We start from the raw sequence: 14957 nt of genomic DNA, 5'->3' as shown, positions 1-14957 counted from the left end.
GCGATCGGGTCACTTCTTCGGCTGCCAGTCCTCGATGTTCCACCAGGGCCCGCTGGCGAAGCCGTGCTCGTGCGGCTCCAGCTGCGTGGTCAGGCCGTCCCAGCGGTCGGCGAGGACGTAGAGGTGGTCGATGTGGGTGAGGAAGGTGTAGCCGGGGTTGTCCACCAGCGCCTTCTGGATCTTCTCGTAGGCGGCGCCGCGCACCTTCGGGTCCTGGCTGCGGCGGCCGGCGTCGAGGGCCTCGTCGACCACCGGGTCGTCGTAGTGGGCCATGTTGTTGAAGCCGTCGCCGGCCAGCGAGGAGTGCAGCAGGGTGTAGAGGCCGAAGTCCGGGTCGCCGACGCTGCCGAAGCCCGCGAGGACCGCGTCCCGGCCCATGCGCGGCTCGATGACCTCCCAGGTGGCGCCCTCCACCTTCACCTCGATGCCGGCCTTCTTGGCGTCGGAGGCGTAGGCGAGGGCGTGGTCCTGGCGGACCTTGTCGCCCGAGGGGTAGTACAGGGTGAACGAGGCGCGCTGTCCGTCCTTGGCGCGGACGCCGCCGGCGCCGGGCTTCCAGCCGGCCTCGTCCAGGATCCGCCGGGCCTCGGCGAGGTCGCGGGGGCGCTCGACGGAGCGCGCGTAGGCGGGGTCGTCGACGGGCAGCGGCCCGTAGGCCGGGCGGCCCGCGCCGTCGAGGATCTTGTCGACCATCGCCTGGCGGTCCACGGCGGCGTCCAGGGCCCGCCGGATCGCGCGGTCGCCGGTGACCTTGCCGGCGGTGGGCAGGGTGACGGCCCGGAAGTCGTAGGACTTGGCCTCGTAGGTGCGCCGGCCGTCGTCCTTCTTGAACGTGGCGGCGAGGTTGGGGGGCAGGACGGCGCCGTCGAGGTCGCCGGAGCGCAGGCGGGTGGCGCGGACGTTGTCGTCGGCGATGATCGCCATGGTGAACGACTTCACCGCGGGCTTGCCGCCCCAGTAGTGCGGGTTGGCCTTGAAGGTGAGCTTCTCGCCCTTGCTCCAGCCGGCCAGGACGTACGGGCCGGTTCCGACCGGCTTGGTGTTGAAGTCACCGGTGTTGGGGTCCTGCCCGCCCGCGACGTGCTCGGGGACGATGGGCAGCACGGTGCGGGCGGCGAAGGCCGCGTACGGGTACTTGAGCTCGAAGACGACGGTGTCGTCGCCCTTGGCGCGGACCTCCTCGACGGCGTCCAGTTCGCTGCGCGCGGTGTTGTTGGTCTTCGCGTCGAGGACCGTGCGGTACGTGTAGACCACGTCCTGGGCCGTCAGGGGCTCCCCGTCGCTGAACTTCACGCCGTCGCGCAGGGTGTACGTGTACGTCCTGCCGCCGTCGGCAATCTTCGGCAGGGCGGTGGCGAGGGCCGGCTTCAGCTCCAGGTCGGTGTCGCGGGCGAGCAGCCCGTCGAAGATCTTGGAGTTCCCGTCCTTGCCGTAGCCGAGGAGCGGGCTGAGGGTGTCCGGCTCGGAGGCCACCCCGATGACGACGGACTCGGCCGCCTCGGCGTCGCCGTCCGTGCCGCCGTTCCCGGGCGCGGAGCAGGCCGTGACCCCGGCGGCGAACGCCGCCGCGGCGGCCGCACTTCGTATCCGACGGGTTGTCATGTCTCCCCCACGCTTGTTGTCAGTGCCGGGTTATTGCACATCATGCGCAAGAGAAGCGTCAAGCCAGGTGGGCCGGGGCGTGGGGAGAAATGGGGCAGGTGGGGGCGATGGGTGAGCCGGGCCGGTCAGCCGGCCCGGGCCGCGAACGCCGCGTAGGCCCGGTCGTCGAACAGGACGAAGCGGACCTCCGCGACCGATGTCGCGGCGCCGCGCACCGTCTCGACGGCGATGCGGGCCGCGTCGTCCACGGGCCAGCGGTAGACACCGGTGGAGATCGCCGGGAAGGCGACCGTGCGGGCGCCCAGTTCGTCGGCGACGCGGAGGGACGCGCGGTAGCAGGAGGCGAGCAGGCCGGAGCGGTCCTCGGTGTCGCTGTACACCGGGCCGACCGTGTGGATCACCCAGCGGGCTTCCAGGTCGCCCGCGGTGGTGGCGACCGCCTGTCCGGTGGGCAGGCCCTTGCCGAGGTGCCCGGCGCGGAGCCGGCGGCACTCCTCCAGGATCGCGGGGCCGCCGCGCCGGTGGATGGCGCCGTCGACGCCGCCTCCGCCGAGGAGGGAGGAGTTGGCCGCGTTGACGAGCGCGTCGGCGCTCTCGCGGGTGAGGTCGCCCTGGACGAGGGTGAGGGTGGTCATGGCGGGTCCCCCGGTCGTTTCCGGTGCGTGGTCAGGTCTGCCGCAGCCTGCGCCAGACGGCCTTGGCCGCGTTGTGCCCGGACATGCCGTGCACGCCGGGGCCGGGCGGGGTGGCCGAGGAGCAGATGTAGACGGCCGGGTGCGGGGTGGCGTACGGGAACAGCGACAGCTTGGGCCGCAGCAGGAGCTGGAGGCCGGAGGTGGCGCCGGAGGCGATGTCGCCGCCGACGTAGTTGGCGTTGCGCGCGGCGAGTTCGGGCGGGCCGGCGGTGGCCCGGGCGAGGACGCGGTCGCGGAAGCCGGGGGCGAAGCGCTCCAGCTGGCGTTCGACGGCGTCGGTGAGGTCGCCGGTCCAGCCGTTGGGGACGTGACCGTACGCCCAGAAGACGTGCTTGCCCTCCGGGGCCCGGGTGGGGTCGGCGACGCTGGGCTGCGTGGTGATGAGGAACGGCGCGTCGGGGGCGCGGCCCTCGCGCGAGGCGGCGTTCAGGGCGGCGCCGATCTCCGCGCTGTCGGCGCCGATCTGCACGGTGCCGGCGGTGCGGGGCTCCTCGGCGGTCCACGGGACGGGGCCGTCCAGGGCGTAGTCGATCTTGAAGACGCCGGGGCCGTACCGGAAACCGGCGTAGTGGTTGCCGAGGCCGGCGATGCGGGCCAGGGCCGTGGGCGAGGTGTCGAAGACGTAGGCGCGGGCCGGCGGGAGGTCGTCGAGGCGCTTGACCTCGTAGTCGGTGTGGACGGTGCCGCCGAGATCCTTCAGGTAGGCGGCGAGCGCGTCGGAGATGGCCTGGGAGCCGCCGCGGGCCACGGGCCAGCCGCGGGCGTGCGCGGCGAGGGCGAAGACCAGGCCTATGGCGCCGGTCGCGAAGCCGCCGAGCGGGGCCATGACGTGCGCGACGAGCCCGGCGAAGAGGGTCTTGGCCTTCTCGTCGCGGAAGCGGCGCATCAGCCATGTGGACGGGGGCAGGCCGGCCAGGCCGAAACGGGCGAGGGTGACCGGATCACGGGGGAGCGCGGTCAGCGGCAGGGACATGAAGTCCCGGGCCAGGGTGTCCCACCTGGGCAGGAAGGGCGCGACCAGCCTGCGGTACGCGCCCGCGTCGCGCGCTCCGAAGGAGGCGGCCGTCTCGCCGACCGAGCGGGACAGCACGGCGGCCGAGCCGTCCGGGAACGGGTGGGCCATGGGCAGCGGGGCGTGCAGCCACTGGAGCCCGTACCGCTCCAGGGGGAGGTCGCGGAAGGCGGGCGAGTTGATGCCGAGCGGGTGCGCGGCGGAGCACGGGTCGTGCCGGAAGCCCGGCAGGGTCAGCTCCTCCGTGCGCGCGCCGCCGCCCACGGTGCCCCGCGCCTCGAACACGGCGGCCGAGAAGCCCCGGCGGGCCAGCTCCACGGCGGCGGTCAGTCCGTTCGGCCCCGCACCCACTACGACCGCATCGAGCATCGACGGCACCTTCGGACCCCTTCGTCAGCCGATGGCCACTGGGGATCAGGATATGCCCGGGGTCCGACAGCCCGGGGTCGTGGGTCGGCGGGCGGGCGCCGCGCGGTGCCCGGTTCGGGGCGGAGGCCGGGCGGCGTTCCGCGTCAGGCCGCCGCGGCGCGGTACGTGCTGGGGCTCAGGCCCTTGTGGCGCTTGAAGGCGGCGCTGAAGCCGAAGGCGTCCGCGTAGCCGACGGTCCGGGCGATCCGGGCGATGCTGAGGTCGGTGTCGGTCAGGAGCGCCTCGGCGTCGGCCATGCGGCATTCGGTGAGGTACGCGAGGGGCGGACGGCCCATCAGCTCGGTGAAGCGCTTGGCGAACAGCGCCCGGGATACGCCGGCCCGAGTGGCCAGCGACGCCACCGTCCAGCTCTCGGCGGGCCGGTCGTGGAAGGCCTGGAGGGCGGGGCCGAGGACCGGGTCGGCGAGGCCCCGGTACCAGCTGGGCGCGTCGGCTCCGGCCCGGTCGAACCAGGTGCGCAACGTGCACACCAGGGCCCAGTCCAGCAGCCGGTCCATCAGCGCCTGCGAACCGGCCGTCAGGCGGGCGGCGTCGGCGGCCGCAGTCTCCAGCCAGGCGCAGACCTCGGCGTCCTCCTTGACGACCAGGACGGGCGGCAGGGCGCGCAGCAGCCGTTCGTGGCGATGGCCCGAGGCGCGGTAGGCGCCCACGATCAGCGCGGTCGCGTCCTGCGGATCGGCGGCCCAGTGGATACCGCCCAGTTCCTCGGCGGCGCACTCGGCGTCCGGCGTGAAGCAGGCGATCTCGTACTCGGTGTGGGGGCGGTGCACGGTGGCGGGCCGATCCGCGAGGTGGAACGGGGCGGGGCCGCGCACGACGGCCGTGTCGCCCGCGCCGACCGTCCGCTCGGTGCCGTCGGGCAGCAGCAGGGTGCCCCCGCCGCGCAGCACGCTGACCATGGTGAGAGGTGCGCCGTCGGCGAAGCGGATGGTCCAGGGCGCCGTCAGTACGGCGTGGCTGACGACGGAGCCCTCGGCGCGGATGCCGCTCAGCAGCGAACTCAAAGGATCCACGGGACGCATCGTAGACGCACCGGGGGCCGCCAAGGGGGGTCGGCGTGGACGATCTCCTATGTTCCGAAGAGTTTCTCCCATGGATCATCCACGCGACCGGGGGCTGTACTGGACCCGTCGAAGTGCACGACACCGCATCGAGCCGAGCCAGGAGTCACCGTGACGCAGCACACCAGCGGCAGCAGGACAGCCCTCGTCGTCGTCGCCCACCACCGCGCCGATTCCCTCACGGCGCACACCGCCCGCCGTACGGCCGCGAGGCTCGAGGCCGCCGGATACCGCGTCGACCTGCTCGACCTGCACGCCGAGGGGTTCGACCCGCGGATGACCGTGGCCGACCAGCCGGACTGGGGGAACAGGGAGAAGGCGTACTCGGAGGAGGCGCGGGCCCACATGCGGCGCGTCCTGGCCGCCGAGGTCGTCGTCGCCGTCTTCCCGGTGTACTGGCAGAGCGTGCCCGCCCTCCTCAAGGGGTGGATCGACCGGGTGTGGAACTACGGGTTCGCCTACGGCCGCAGCAAGCCCCGGCTCGCGGGCAAGCGCATGCTGTGGCTGGGTCTGGCCGGCGCCACCGCCGACGACGGGGTCGTGGAGGGGATGCGGTCCGTCCTGGAGACCAACCTGAGCGAGGGCATCGCCTACTACTGCGGTTTCGCCCACTCCTCCGTCGGCCTGCTCACCGACGCGGAGGAGCGCCCGCAGCGGGTGGACGCCGAGGGCAACCTGCTGGTCGGCGACGCGGTCGCGGGCGCCGAGCGTGAGGCGCAGTACGCCGACTTCGACCGTCGCGCGCGGGAGTACGTCGAGAAGTTCCTCGCGTGGGAGCGGGTGGCGGCCTGAGGCCCGCCGCCACCGAGGGGGCCACGGCCGGGATCAGGCCTCGCCGGACAGCAGGGCCACCACCCGTCGGGCCGTGGCCGCGTCGCGGGCCGCGGTGAACGGCAGGTCGTTGTCCCCGGTGATGCGGAAGGGATCGCCCGCGCGGGTCAGGTGGGTGCCGCCCGCCTCCTCGACCAGGAGCAGGCCCGCCGCGTGGTCCCACGCCGCCTCCCAGGAGAAGGCGGTGGCGTCGGACTCGCCGAGGGCGACGGCGAGGTACTCCAGGCCGGCCGAGCCGCAGGCGCGGGGGGCGACGCCCGGGGTGCGCAGGCCGGTCAGGGCGTGCTTCTGCTCGTCGGTCGTGTAGTCCGGGTGGGAGGTGGCGACCCGCAGGTCGCGACCGGGCTCGGGCGGCCCGGCGTACAGCCGCTCACCGTCCAGGAAGGCGCCCCGGCCCCGGACGGCCGTGGCGAGGCGGTCGTCGACGGGGGCGTAGGTCCACGAGGCCCGCACGACGCCGTGGTGGGCGAGCGCGACCAGGGTGCAGAAGCCGGGGTCGCCGTGGACGAACTGGCGCGTCCCGTCGACGGGGTCGATGATCCACACCGGCGCGTCGCCGCGTATCGCCTCGTACGACGCGGGGTTGGCGTGCACGGCCTCCTCGCCGACCACGACCGAGCCGGGCAGCAGGTCGGCCAGGACCTCGGTGAGGTACAGCTCGGCCTTGCGGTCGGCGTCCGTGACCAGGTCGTGCGGGCCGGCCTTCTGGTCGACCTCGTGCTCCGCGAGCCGGCGCCAGCGCGGCATGATCTCCTGGGCGGCGGCCTTGCGGACGGCCTCCTCCACCTCGTCTGCGTGGCGGGCGAGAAACTCGTCGATGGTTTCGTTGTTCTCGATCATGACTCCATGAGAGCACGCCCCACTGACAATCCCCACCCGGGTCGGGTACGCCGGGTGGAATCGGCGCGAACAGGCGGTGCGGGGTCAGCGGCCGACCGCGTACCCCTGCATGCCGCGCGGGTTCGCCGCCGCCGACAGCACGCCCGTCTCCGGGTCTCGGGCGACGGCGCACAGGCGGCCCTCCGACCAGTCCTCGCCGACCGTCACGTCGTGCCCGCGCCGCCGCAGCTCCTCGACGACCGCGGGCGACAGGCGGGACTCCACGGTGAGGCTCCCGGCCCGCATGCCGCGCGGGAAGAACGACCCGGGGAAGCCGTCGTTGTGCCAGTTCGGCGCGTCGATCGCGCCCTGGAGGTCGAGGCCGCCGCGCACCGGCGCGCGCAGGGCGAGAGCCAGCAGGAAGTGCAGCTGCCACTGGTCCTGCTGGTCGCCGCCGGGCGTGCCGAACGCCATGACGGGCACCCCGTCGCGCAGCACGAGTGAGGGGGTGAGCGTGGTGCGCGGGCGGCGCCCCGGGGTGAGCGAGTTGGGCAGGCCCTCCTCCAGCCAGGTCATCTGGAGCCGGGTGCCGAGCGCGAAGCCCAGTTCGGGCACGACGGGGTTGGACTGGAGCCAGCCGCCGCTGGGCGTGGCCGCGACCATGTTGCCCCAGCGGTCGACGATGTCGATGTGGCAGGTGTCGCCGCGGGTGCCGCCGTCGGCGGCGACGTCCGGTTCGCCCGGCACGGGGGACGCCGGGCTCTTGGCGACCGTCGGCTCGCCGACTCCCAGGGCGTCGAAGCCCTCCGCCTCCGCGGCCGCCCCGCGCGCGTGGGCACTGAGCCGCGGGGTGCGCCCGCCCGGGCTGCCGGGCCGCAGCTCGAAGGACGCCTTGTCGCCGACGAGCCCGCGCCGCCCGGCGTTGTACTGCGGCGACAGCAGTTCGTCGAGCGGCACCCCGGCCGCGCCGGCCGCGTCCCCGTACCAGGCCTCCCGGTCGGCCATGGCGAGCTTGCAGCCCTCGACCAGCAGGTGGACGTAGTCGGCGGAGCCGTAGCGGGGCAGTTCGGGCGGGAGCAGCGCCAGTTGCTGGAGCAGCACGGGTCCCTGGCTCCAGGGACCGGCCTTGCACACGGTCCAGCCGTTCCAGTCGTACGTCGCCGGCGCCTCGTAGGTCGCGGACCAGCCGGCGAGGTCGGCGGCGGTCAGGGTGCCGGTGTGGCGCGCGCCGCTGGTGTCCAGGGTGGGGCGCGCGGACTGCCGGACGAGGGCCTCGGCGACGAACCCGGTGCGCCAGACCTCGCGCGCCGCGTCGATGCGCGCCTCCCGGTCCCCCGCGCCGGCGGTCTCGGCGAGCAGCCGCTTCCAGGTGGCGGCGAGGGCGGGGTTGCGGAAGAGCCGTCCGGGGCGGGGCGGGTGCCCGTCCGGGAGGTAGACCTCGGCCGAGGACGTCCACTCCGTCTCGAACAGCTCCCGCACGGTCTCGACGGTCTGGGTGAACCGCTCCACGGGCGGGTGCCCGTGCTCGGCGTAGCCGATGGCGTACTTCAGTACGTCATCCAGCGGCTTGGTGCCGTGGTCGCGCAGGAGCAGCATCCAGGCGTCGAAGGCGCCGGGCACGGCGGCGGCCAGCGGGCCGGTGCCGGGGACGAGGTCCAGTCCGAGTCCCTTGTAGTGCGCGACCGTCGCCCCGCCCGGTGCCACGCCCTGTCCGCACAGCACCCGCACCTCGCCGCCGGCCGGCGCGAGCAGGATCGGCACCTCCCCGGCGGGCCCGTTGAGGTGCGGCTCGACGACGTGCAGCACGAAGGCGCCGGCCACGGCGGCGTCGTAGGCGTTGCCCCCGTCCTCCAGGACCGCCATGGCCGACTGCGAGGCCAGCCAGTGGGTGGAGGACACCATGCCGAAGGTGCCCTGGAGGGTGGGTCGGGTGGTGAACCGCATCTGTCACCTCGTGTCCGCTGGGGTCGACGGCCTCATCGATTCTCCCCGTCCGGCCCGGGGGCGGGAACGGTGGGGCCCTCCTCCTGTGCCCGGCGCCGTGCGGCGTCCTCGTCGGTGCGCGAGTCGTAGGCGAGCAGCCTGGGCAGGGCCATGGTGAGCAGGCCCACCGCGGCGACGCAGGCCAGGCCGCCGCTCCAGATGGCCGGTCGGGCGCCGGTCCAGCCCGCCATCGCGCCGGCGCGGACCTGGCCGAGTTGCGGGCCGACGCTGTAGGAGAGGACCTCGATGCCGGCGAGGCGGCCGCGCAGCCGGTCGGGGATGGTCTGGTTCCAGATGGTCGAGCGGCCCAGCCCGCTGAGCATGTCCCCCGCCCCGGCCAGGGCGAGGCACGCCAGCACCAGCCAGACCTGCGACGTCCAGCCGGCCGCCGCCATGGCCAGGCCCCAGCCGGCCGCGCCGCACACCACCAGCAGGCCGTGCCGCCGGGTGCGGGACACCCAGCCGCTGGTCAGGCTGACCAGCAGCGATCCGACGGCTCCGGCCGAGTACATGAGCCCGAGCGACCAGTCGGCGTCCAGTTCGTCCGCGAGGAAAGGGAAGATGGTGTTGGGGAAGGCGAAGAACATCGCCGCCAGGTCGATGGCGTACGTGCCCAGCAGCACCGGCCTGGACCAGGCGTACCGGGCCCCTTCGACGATGCCCCGCCAGGACGGCTTGGCCGCGTGCTCGACGGGCGGCGCGGGACTGAGCCGGCGGCACATCAGGACCGAGGCGGCGAAGCAGACCACGGTGGTGGCGTACGCGGGGACGTTGCCCGCGTAGGCGACGACGAGCCCCGCGAGGGCGGGTCCGGCGATCGCGCCGGCCTGCCAGCGCAGGGCGTTCAGCGCGGCCGCCGCGGCGAGCTGGTTGTGCGGGACGATGCGGGCCAGCAGGGAGTCCAGTGCCGGGCGCTGGAGCCCGGCGAGTGCCGCCACCCCGGCCGCCACCACGTACAGCGGCCACAGGCTGGGCCGCGGCAGCATCGCGTTGAGCAGGAGGACGACGGCGAGCAGTCCGAGGCCCGCCTCGGTCAGCACGATGACCCTGCGCCGGTCCACGGCGTCCGCGAGCGCCCCGCCGTAGAGGCCGAAGACCACCAGGGGGACGAGTTCGACGGCGCCCATCACACCGACCGCGAGCGGTGAGCCGGTCAGCTCCTTGATCTGGAGCGGCAGCGCGATCAGGGCCATGACGCTGCCGAGGTAGGTCACCAGGCCCTGCGACCACAGGAGGCGGAAGTCCCGGGAGGAGCGCCAGGGGGCGAGGTCGGGCAGCAGCGCGGTGAGCTTCGGTGCCATGGTTCAGCGGCTCCCGGCCGGCCCGGGCGCCGGGCGGGCGCTGCCGGGGTGCCGCGGCGACGCGGCCGCCGCGGTGGGCGGTTGGGGGTGGGGCGAGGGCATGGCCGTACTCCGTGTTCCTGGTTCCGAGGGGGCCGTGGGCGCCGATGGTGGGCGGTCAGGGGGGCGGTGGGGGCGGACAGGGGCCCGGTGAGGTGGTCAGGGGCCCGGTGGAGGGCGGTCAGGGGCCTGGTGAGGTGGTCAGGGCCCGGTCAGGCCGTCGTGTTCGCCGGGGAGGGTGTTCCGGCCGGCGCTTCGTCGGCCGGTGCGGTCGAGTGGTGGCGTCCGATCGGCAGGACGAGGGGCTTGCCGGAGACCGGGTCCTCGATGACGCGGCTCTCCATGCCGTAGACCGCCCGGACCGTCTCCTCGGTCATCACCTCGTCGGTCGTCCCGGCGGCGTGCAGGCGTCCGGAGGCCAGGGCGACGAGCCGGTCGGCGTAGCGTGCGGCCAGGTTGAGGTCGTGCAGGACCATGACGATCGTGGTGCCGCGGGTCCGGTTCAGGTCGGTGAGCAGGTCGAGGACCTCGATCTGGTGGCTGATGTCGAGGAACGTGGTGGGCTCGTCGAGCAGCAGCAGGTCGGTCTGCTGGGCCAGCGCCATCGCGATCCACACGCGCTGGCGCTGGCCGCCGGAGAGTTCGTCGACGGCCCTGTCCATCAGGTCGGTCGTGTGGGTGGCCTCCAGGGCGGCGCCGACCGCCGCGTCGTCCTTCGCCGTCCAGCGGGAGAAGGCGCGCTGGTGGGGGTGGCGGCCCCGGCCGACCAGGTCCAGGACCGTGATGCCCTCGGGCGTGACCGGTGACTGGGGCAACAGGCCCAGGGTGCGGGCGAGTTCCTTGGCGGGCGTGCGGTGCACCTCCTTGCCGTCCAGCACGACCCGTCCGGTGCGCGGCACGAGCAGCCGGGACATGGCGCGCAGCAGGGTCGACTTGCCGCAGGCGTTGGCCCCGACGATCACCGTGATCCGCCCGGCCGCGAGGGACAGGTCCAGGCCCTCGATGACGGCACGGTCGCCGTAGCCGAGCGTGAGGTCCTCGGTGGCGAGGGTGTGCGACGCGGTCACAGTGAGCCTCCGGCCCGGTTGGTGCGGACGATCAGGTGGACGAGGTAGGGCGCGCCGAGGACGCCGGTGACGATGCCCACGGGGTAGCGGGTGTCGAAGGCGTACTGGCCGGTGAAGTCGGCGACCAGGACGAGCAGGGAGCCGACCAGTCCCGCGGGGACCAGCAGGGAGCCTCCGGTCCCGACCAGGCGGGCGGCGATCGGCCCGGAGAGGAAGGCGACGAAGGCGATCGGTCCGGCGGCCGCCGTCGCGAACGCGATGAGCCCGACGGCCGCGACGATCACCGTGACGCGGGTGCGTTCGACGCGGACGCCGAGGGCGGAGGCGGTGTCGTCGCCCAGGCTCAGCGCGCTCAGGTCGCGGGCCCGGGACAGCAGCAGCGGTCCGCACACGAGCAGCGCGACGACGGCGGGCAGGGTCTCTTCCCAGGTGCTGCCGTTGAGGCTGCCCGTGAGCCAGCGCATGGCCTCCTGGAGGTCCCACTCGCCAGCCTGCGACAGGACGTAGGAGGTGACGCTGTCGAGCAGGGCGGCGACGCCGATGCCGATGAGGATGAGCCGGGTGCCGGCGACCCCGTCGCGGAACGCGAGCGTGTACATGAGCAGCGCCACCCCGAGCGCGGCGGCGATCGCCACGACCGACACCTCGGTCCCGCTCAGCGAGAAGGTGACGATGGCGATGGCGGCCGCCGCGCTCGCTCCCGCGCTGATGCCGATGACGTCGGGGCTGGCGAGCGGGTTGCGGAGCATGGTCTGGAAGGTGACGCCGGCCATGCCGAAGCTGAAGCCGGCGGTCAGGGCGAGCACCGCCCGCGGCAGCCGCAGCGTGCCGACGGTGAAGGACGCGCCGGGGACCTGCTCGCCCATGACCACGCGCAGCACGTCGCCGGCCGGGTAGAAGGTGTGGCCGGCCATGAGGGTGGTGACGAACGCGGCGGCGACCAGGAGCAGCAGGGCCAGGGCGAGGAGCCGACGCCGGCGGGCGGCGCGGATCCGGGCCCGGGTGACGGCCGGCCGCGCGGTGGGGGCGCTGAGGGGTGGGGCGCTCACAGTGACGTGACCTTCTGCCTGCGGACGATGTGGATGAAGAAGGGGGCGCCGATGATCGCGGTCAGAATGCCCACGTCGATCTCGGCCGGCCGGGCCACGACGCGGCCCACCACGTCGGCGGCGGTCAGCAGGATGGCGCCGCTCAGCGCGGAGAAGGGCAGCAGCCAGCGGTGGTCGACGCCGACCAGGAGCCGGCAGGTGTGCGGTACGACGAGGCCGACGAAGACGATCGGCCCGGCGACGGCGGTGGACGCCCCGCACAGCACGACCGCGCCGAGTGCCGCGCCGGCCCGGACCAGCGCCACCCGCTCCCCGAGGCCGGCGGCCAGGTCGTCGCCGAGGGCGAGGGAGTTGAGGGCGCGGGCGGCGGCCAGGCAGATCACGAACCCGGCGCCGAGGAAGGGCAGGACGCTGCCGAGCTGGTCCCAGGAGGCGCCTCCGACGCCGCCGATCTGCCACAGCCGGAAGGTGTCGGAGATGTCGTTGCGCGGCAGGACGACGGCGCTGACCAGCGAGGCGAGCGCCGCTGAGATGGCGGCCCCGGCGAGCGCCAGCTTCAGCGGGGTGGCGCCGCCGCGGCCCAGCGAGCCGACGGCGTACACGAAGGCGGCGGTCAGGGCCGCCCCGAGCATCGCCACCCAGATGTATCCGGACGCGGAGGCGAGGCCGAAGTGGGCGATGGCGGTGACCACGGCCAGGGAGGCGCCCATGTTGACGCCGAGGATGCCGGGGTCGGCCAGCGGGTTGCGGGTGACGCCCTGCATGACCGCGCCGGACAGTCCGAGGGCGGCGCCGACGACGACGGCCAGGAGGGTGCGCGGTACGCGTTTGGCGACCGCCGCCTCCTCCAGGGTGTGCTCGGCGCCGCCGAGCGCCGCCCACACGTCGGACCAGGCGACGGAGCGGGAACCGAAGGCGAGGGAGGCCGTCATGACGGCGGCCAGCACCACGGCGACGGCGAGGAGCCACAGGAAGCGGACGCGCGCCGGACGCCGTATCGGGACGGTGTCCGGCGCGGTCGGGGCGGTGACGGTCACTTGACCTTGTCCGCGGCCTGGGCGAGCGCCTTCGCGTAGTCGTCCAGGACGTACGGGATCGACAGGGGGGTGGGGTTGGCGGCGGTGGCCAGGGGGGTGGTGCCGGGCAGCAGGTAGATGGAGCCCCGCTCGACCGCGGCCAGCTTCGAGGTCAGCGGGTCGGCCTTGAGCGCCTTCAGCAGTTCGCCCTTGTCGTCGCCGTAGCCGGTGATGACGTCGACGTCGTTGAAGTCGTCGATGCGCTCGGCGCTCTTGGTGAGGACGAACTTCTTCGTCGACTTCGAGGGTCCGGCGACGCTGGCGGGGATCTTCATGCCGAGGTCGGTGAAGAACTGGGTGCGGGTGTCGTGGACCGTGTAGAAGCCGACCTGGCTGACGTCCTTGGACGACACGTGCGTCATGAACATCGCCGACTTGCCCTTGAGCTGCGGGTACTTGGCGGCGGTCTGCTCGATCCGCGCCTCCAGGTCGCCGATCAGCTTGTCGCCCTCGTCGGCGAGTCCGATGGCCTTGCTGTTCATGCGGATGATGTCGCGCCACGGGGTCGCCCAGGCGGCCTCGGGGTAGGCCACGACGGGGGCGATCCGGCTGAGCGTCTCGTAGTCCTGCTCGGTCAGTCCGGAGTAGGCGGCGAGGATGACGTCGGGCTTGGTGTCGGCGACGGCCTCGAAGTCGATGCCGTCGGTCTCGTCGAAGAGGACCGGCGTCTTGGCGCCGAGCTTCTTCAGCCGCTCCTCGGTCCAGGGCAGCACGCCGTCCGCGTCGTCGTCGCCGAAGGTGGCCTTGGCCATGCCGACGGGGACGACGCCGAGGGCGAGCGGCACCTCCTCGTTGGCCCAGTTCACGGTGGCGACGCGGGTGGGCTTCTCGGGGACGACGGTCTTGCCGAGCGCGTGCTCGACCGTCATCGGGAACTGCGCGTCGGCACCGGCACCGGCACCGGCGGCGCCGCTGTCGTCCTGGTCACCGTCCTGGCCGCCGCAGGCGGTGAGGCCGAGCAGGAGGGCCGCCGCGAGGGCGAGCGCGCGAACACGTGGAGTTCTCATCGACCCGGTCGTCACTTTCGGTTCAGGGATACGCGACAAGCACGGCAAGTTAGGTAAGCCTTGCCTGCCCACACAGAGTAAGGAGTCGATGTGCGTACATCAATCGAGCCTTTTCGACAGCCCTTGTAGCGATCGGGACACCTGTCGGGGCGTCAGCGCACCCGGAACCTGCCGGGGGTCGTGCCCGTGGTCCGGCGGAAGGCGGCACCGAAGGCGCTCGCCGAGCGGTAGCCGACGGCGTCGGCCACCACATCGACCTCGAAGCCGCGGGAGAGGAGGTGCACGGCGTGCTGGGCCCGCACCGCCGCCACCCAGCGGGCGAAGCTCGTGCCCGTCTCGCTCTGGAAGGCCCGGGTGAGCGTGCGCGCGCTGCACCCGAGGGAGGCGGCCCAGCCGGCCAGCGTCCGCTGGTGGGCGGGGTCGGCCCGGACCGCGTCCACGATCGGCCGCAGCAGCGGGGACGTGGGCATCTGCACCAGCAGCGCGCGGGACGAGGGCCGCAGGACGTCCAGGACCGTCGCCTCGGTCACGGACCGGGAGCGCGCGGACAGGTCCGGCTCCTCCAGCCGCTCCAGCAGGAGCCGCAGCAGCGGCGTGATGTCCACGGCCACCGGCCGGCCGGGCAGCGCGGAGACCGTGCCGTGCCGGAAGAAGTGGGCCCGGTACGCGGTGCCGGCGACCGCCGAGGCGGAGTGCAGCTGCCCCGCCGGCATCCACAGGCCCAGGGTCGGCGTCACGCACCACACCTGCGAGCCCACCACGACGGTGGACGCGCCGTGTTCGTTCCAGAGCAGTTCGTGCCACGGGTGGGAGTGCTCGTTCCAGGCCGTGTCGGCGGCGACGACCTCCTCGTACCCCTTGATCACGAAGGGCACGTCCACCTCGCCGGCGGCGAGCGCCGGCAGCTCCCTGGTGACACGCATGCGGGTCAGGCTAACCGGCACCCGCCCCACGGACGGTACGCGGGCGGGACGGGCCCCGACCGC

General features: G+C 73.8%; 13 protein-coding genes. 1 reads left to right on the top strand and 12 read right to left on the bottom strand.

Annotation, left to right across the window (positions count from 1 at the left end):
• Positions 1-9: 9 nt before the first annotated feature.
• The 4 genes from ACFIF2_RS04970 to ACFIF2_RS04955 form a co-directional block, all read right to left on the bottom strand.
• Entirely contained in the window at positions 10-1602 is a 1593-nt protein-coding gene (locus ACFIF2_RS04970) for an ABC transporter substrate-binding protein (protein WP_395571243.1), read from the bottom strand.
• A 125-nt stretch (positions 1603-1727) separates the two neighbouring features.
• Positions 1728-2237 (bottom strand): O-acetyl-ADP-ribose deacetylase, encoded by a 510-nt coding sequence (locus ACFIF2_RS04965; protein WP_395571242.1) that lies wholly within the window; start codon positions 2235-2237, stop codon positions 1728-1730.
• Between the two features lie 31 nt (positions 2238-2268).
• Complete coding sequence (locus tag ACFIF2_RS04960; protein ID WP_395571241.1) at positions 2269-3678, bottom strand: phytoene desaturase family protein; 1410 nt, start codon at positions 3676-3678, stop codon at positions 2269-2271.
• A gap of 143 nt (positions 3679-3821) precedes the next feature.
• Positions 3822-4760, bottom strand: a complete 939-nt coding sequence (locus ACFIF2_RS04955; protein WP_395571240.1) for an AraC family transcriptional regulator — start codon at positions 4758-4760, stop codon at positions 3822-3824.
• 150 nt (positions 4761-4910) lie between these two features.
• Here ACFIF2_RS04955 and ACFIF2_RS04950 point away from each other — a divergent pair, with 150 nt between their 5' ends.
• Positions 4911-5591: an NAD(P)H oxidoreductase gene (locus ACFIF2_RS04950; RefSeq protein WP_395571239.1), complete on the top strand. Its 681-nt coding sequence runs from the start codon at positions 4911-4913 to the stop codon at positions 5589-5591.
• Positions 5592-5624: 33 nt separating this feature from the next.
• Here ACFIF2_RS04950 and ACFIF2_RS04945 read toward each other — a convergent pair whose 3' ends face one another.
• The 8 genes from ACFIF2_RS04945 to ACFIF2_RS04910 form a co-directional block, all read right to left on the bottom strand.
• Positions 5625-6470 carry an inositol monophosphatase family protein gene (locus ACFIF2_RS04945; RefSeq protein WP_395571238.1) on the bottom strand — a complete coding sequence of 282 codons (846 nt, stop codon included), beginning with the start codon at positions 6468-6470 and terminating at the stop codon, positions 5625-5627.
• Positions 6471-6554: 84 nt separating this feature from the next.
• Positions 6555-8393 carry a gamma-glutamyltransferase family protein gene (locus ACFIF2_RS04940; protein WP_395571237.1) on the bottom strand — a complete coding sequence of 613 codons (1839 nt, stop codon included), beginning with the start codon at positions 8391-8393 and terminating at the stop codon, positions 6555-6557.
• Between the two features lie 32 nt (positions 8394-8425).
• Positions 8426-9733, bottom strand: a complete 1308-nt coding sequence (locus ACFIF2_RS04935) for an MFS transporter (protein ID WP_395571236.1) — start codon at positions 9731-9733, stop codon at positions 8426-8428.
• A 251-nt stretch (positions 9734-9984) separates the two neighbouring features.
• Entirely contained in the window at positions 9985-10839 is an 855-nt protein-coding gene (locus ACFIF2_RS04930; protein WP_395571235.1) for an ABC transporter ATP-binding protein, read from the bottom strand.
• On the bottom strand, positions 10836-11888 hold the full coding sequence (locus tag ACFIF2_RS04925) for a FecCD family ABC transporter permease (protein ID WP_395571234.1): 1053 nt from the start codon (positions 11886-11888) through the stop codon (positions 10836-10838). The genes ACFIF2_RS04930 and ACFIF2_RS04925 overlap by 4 nt, the downstream gene beginning before the upstream one ends.
• A complete protein-coding gene (locus ACFIF2_RS04920) occupies positions 11885-12925 on the bottom strand; it encodes a FecCD family ABC transporter permease (RefSeq protein ID WP_395571233.1) in 1041 nt (346 codons plus the stop codon). Before ACFIF2_RS04920 ends, ACFIF2_RS04925 begins: the two co-directional genes overlap by 4 nt.
• Positions 12922-13971: an iron-siderophore ABC transporter substrate-binding protein gene (locus tag ACFIF2_RS04915; RefSeq protein ID WP_395571232.1), complete on the bottom strand. Its 1050-nt coding sequence runs from the start codon at positions 13969-13971 to the stop codon at positions 12922-12924. The genes ACFIF2_RS04920 and ACFIF2_RS04915 overlap by 4 nt, the downstream gene beginning before the upstream one ends.
• A gap of 152 nt (positions 13972-14123) precedes the next feature.
• A complete protein-coding gene (locus ACFIF2_RS04910; RefSeq protein WP_395571231.1) occupies positions 14124-14894 on the bottom strand; it encodes an AraC family transcriptional regulator in 771 nt (256 codons plus the stop codon).
• Between the last annotated feature and the right edge of the window lie 63 nt (positions 14895-14957).

Origin of the sequence: Streptomyces sp. BK79 (assembly GCF_044142145.1) — a bacterium.
In the GTDB taxonomy this organism is placed as follows: Bacteria; Actinomycetota; Actinomycetes; order Streptomycetales; family Streptomycetaceae; genus Streptomyces.
The sequence above is the reverse complement of the archived record's forward strand: the minus strand, read 5'-3'. Positions and strand labels throughout refer to the sequence as shown.

Coding starts and splice junctions, on each gene's coding strand:
- ACFIF2_RS04940 (WP_395571237.1), bottom strand. CDS start 8,393: ATGCGGTTCACCACCCGACCCACCCTCCAGGGCACCTTCGGCATGGTG.
- ACFIF2_RS04965 (WP_395571242.1), bottom strand. CDS start 2,237: ATGACCACCCTCACCCTCGTCCAGGGCGACCTCACCCGCGAGAGCGCC.
- ACFIF2_RS04915 (WP_395571232.1), bottom strand. CDS start 13,971: ATGAGAACTCCACGTGTTCGCGCGCTCGCCCTCGCGGCGGCCCTCCTG.
- ACFIF2_RS04945 (WP_395571238.1), bottom strand. CDS start 6,470: ATGATCGAGAACAACGAAACCATCGACGAGTTTCTCGCCCGCCACGCA.
- ACFIF2_RS04955 (WP_395571240.1), bottom strand. CDS start 4,760: ATGCGTCCCGTGGATCCTTTGAGTTCGCTGCTGAGCGGCATCCGCGCC.
- ACFIF2_RS04960 (WP_395571241.1), bottom strand. CDS start 3,678: ATGCTCGATGCGGTCGTAGTGGGTGCGGGGCCGAACGGACTGACCGCC.
- ACFIF2_RS04970 (WP_395571243.1), bottom strand. CDS start 1,602: ATGACAACCCGTCGGATACGAAGTGCGGCCGCCGCGGCGGCGTTCGCC.
- ACFIF2_RS04910 (WP_395571231.1), bottom strand. CDS start 14,894: ATGCGTGTCACCAGGGAGCTGCCGGCGCTCGCCGCCGGCGAGGTGGAC.
- ACFIF2_RS04935 (WP_395571236.1), bottom strand. CDS start 9,733: ATGGCACCGAAGCTCACCGCGCTGCTGCCCGACCTCGCCCCCTGGCGC.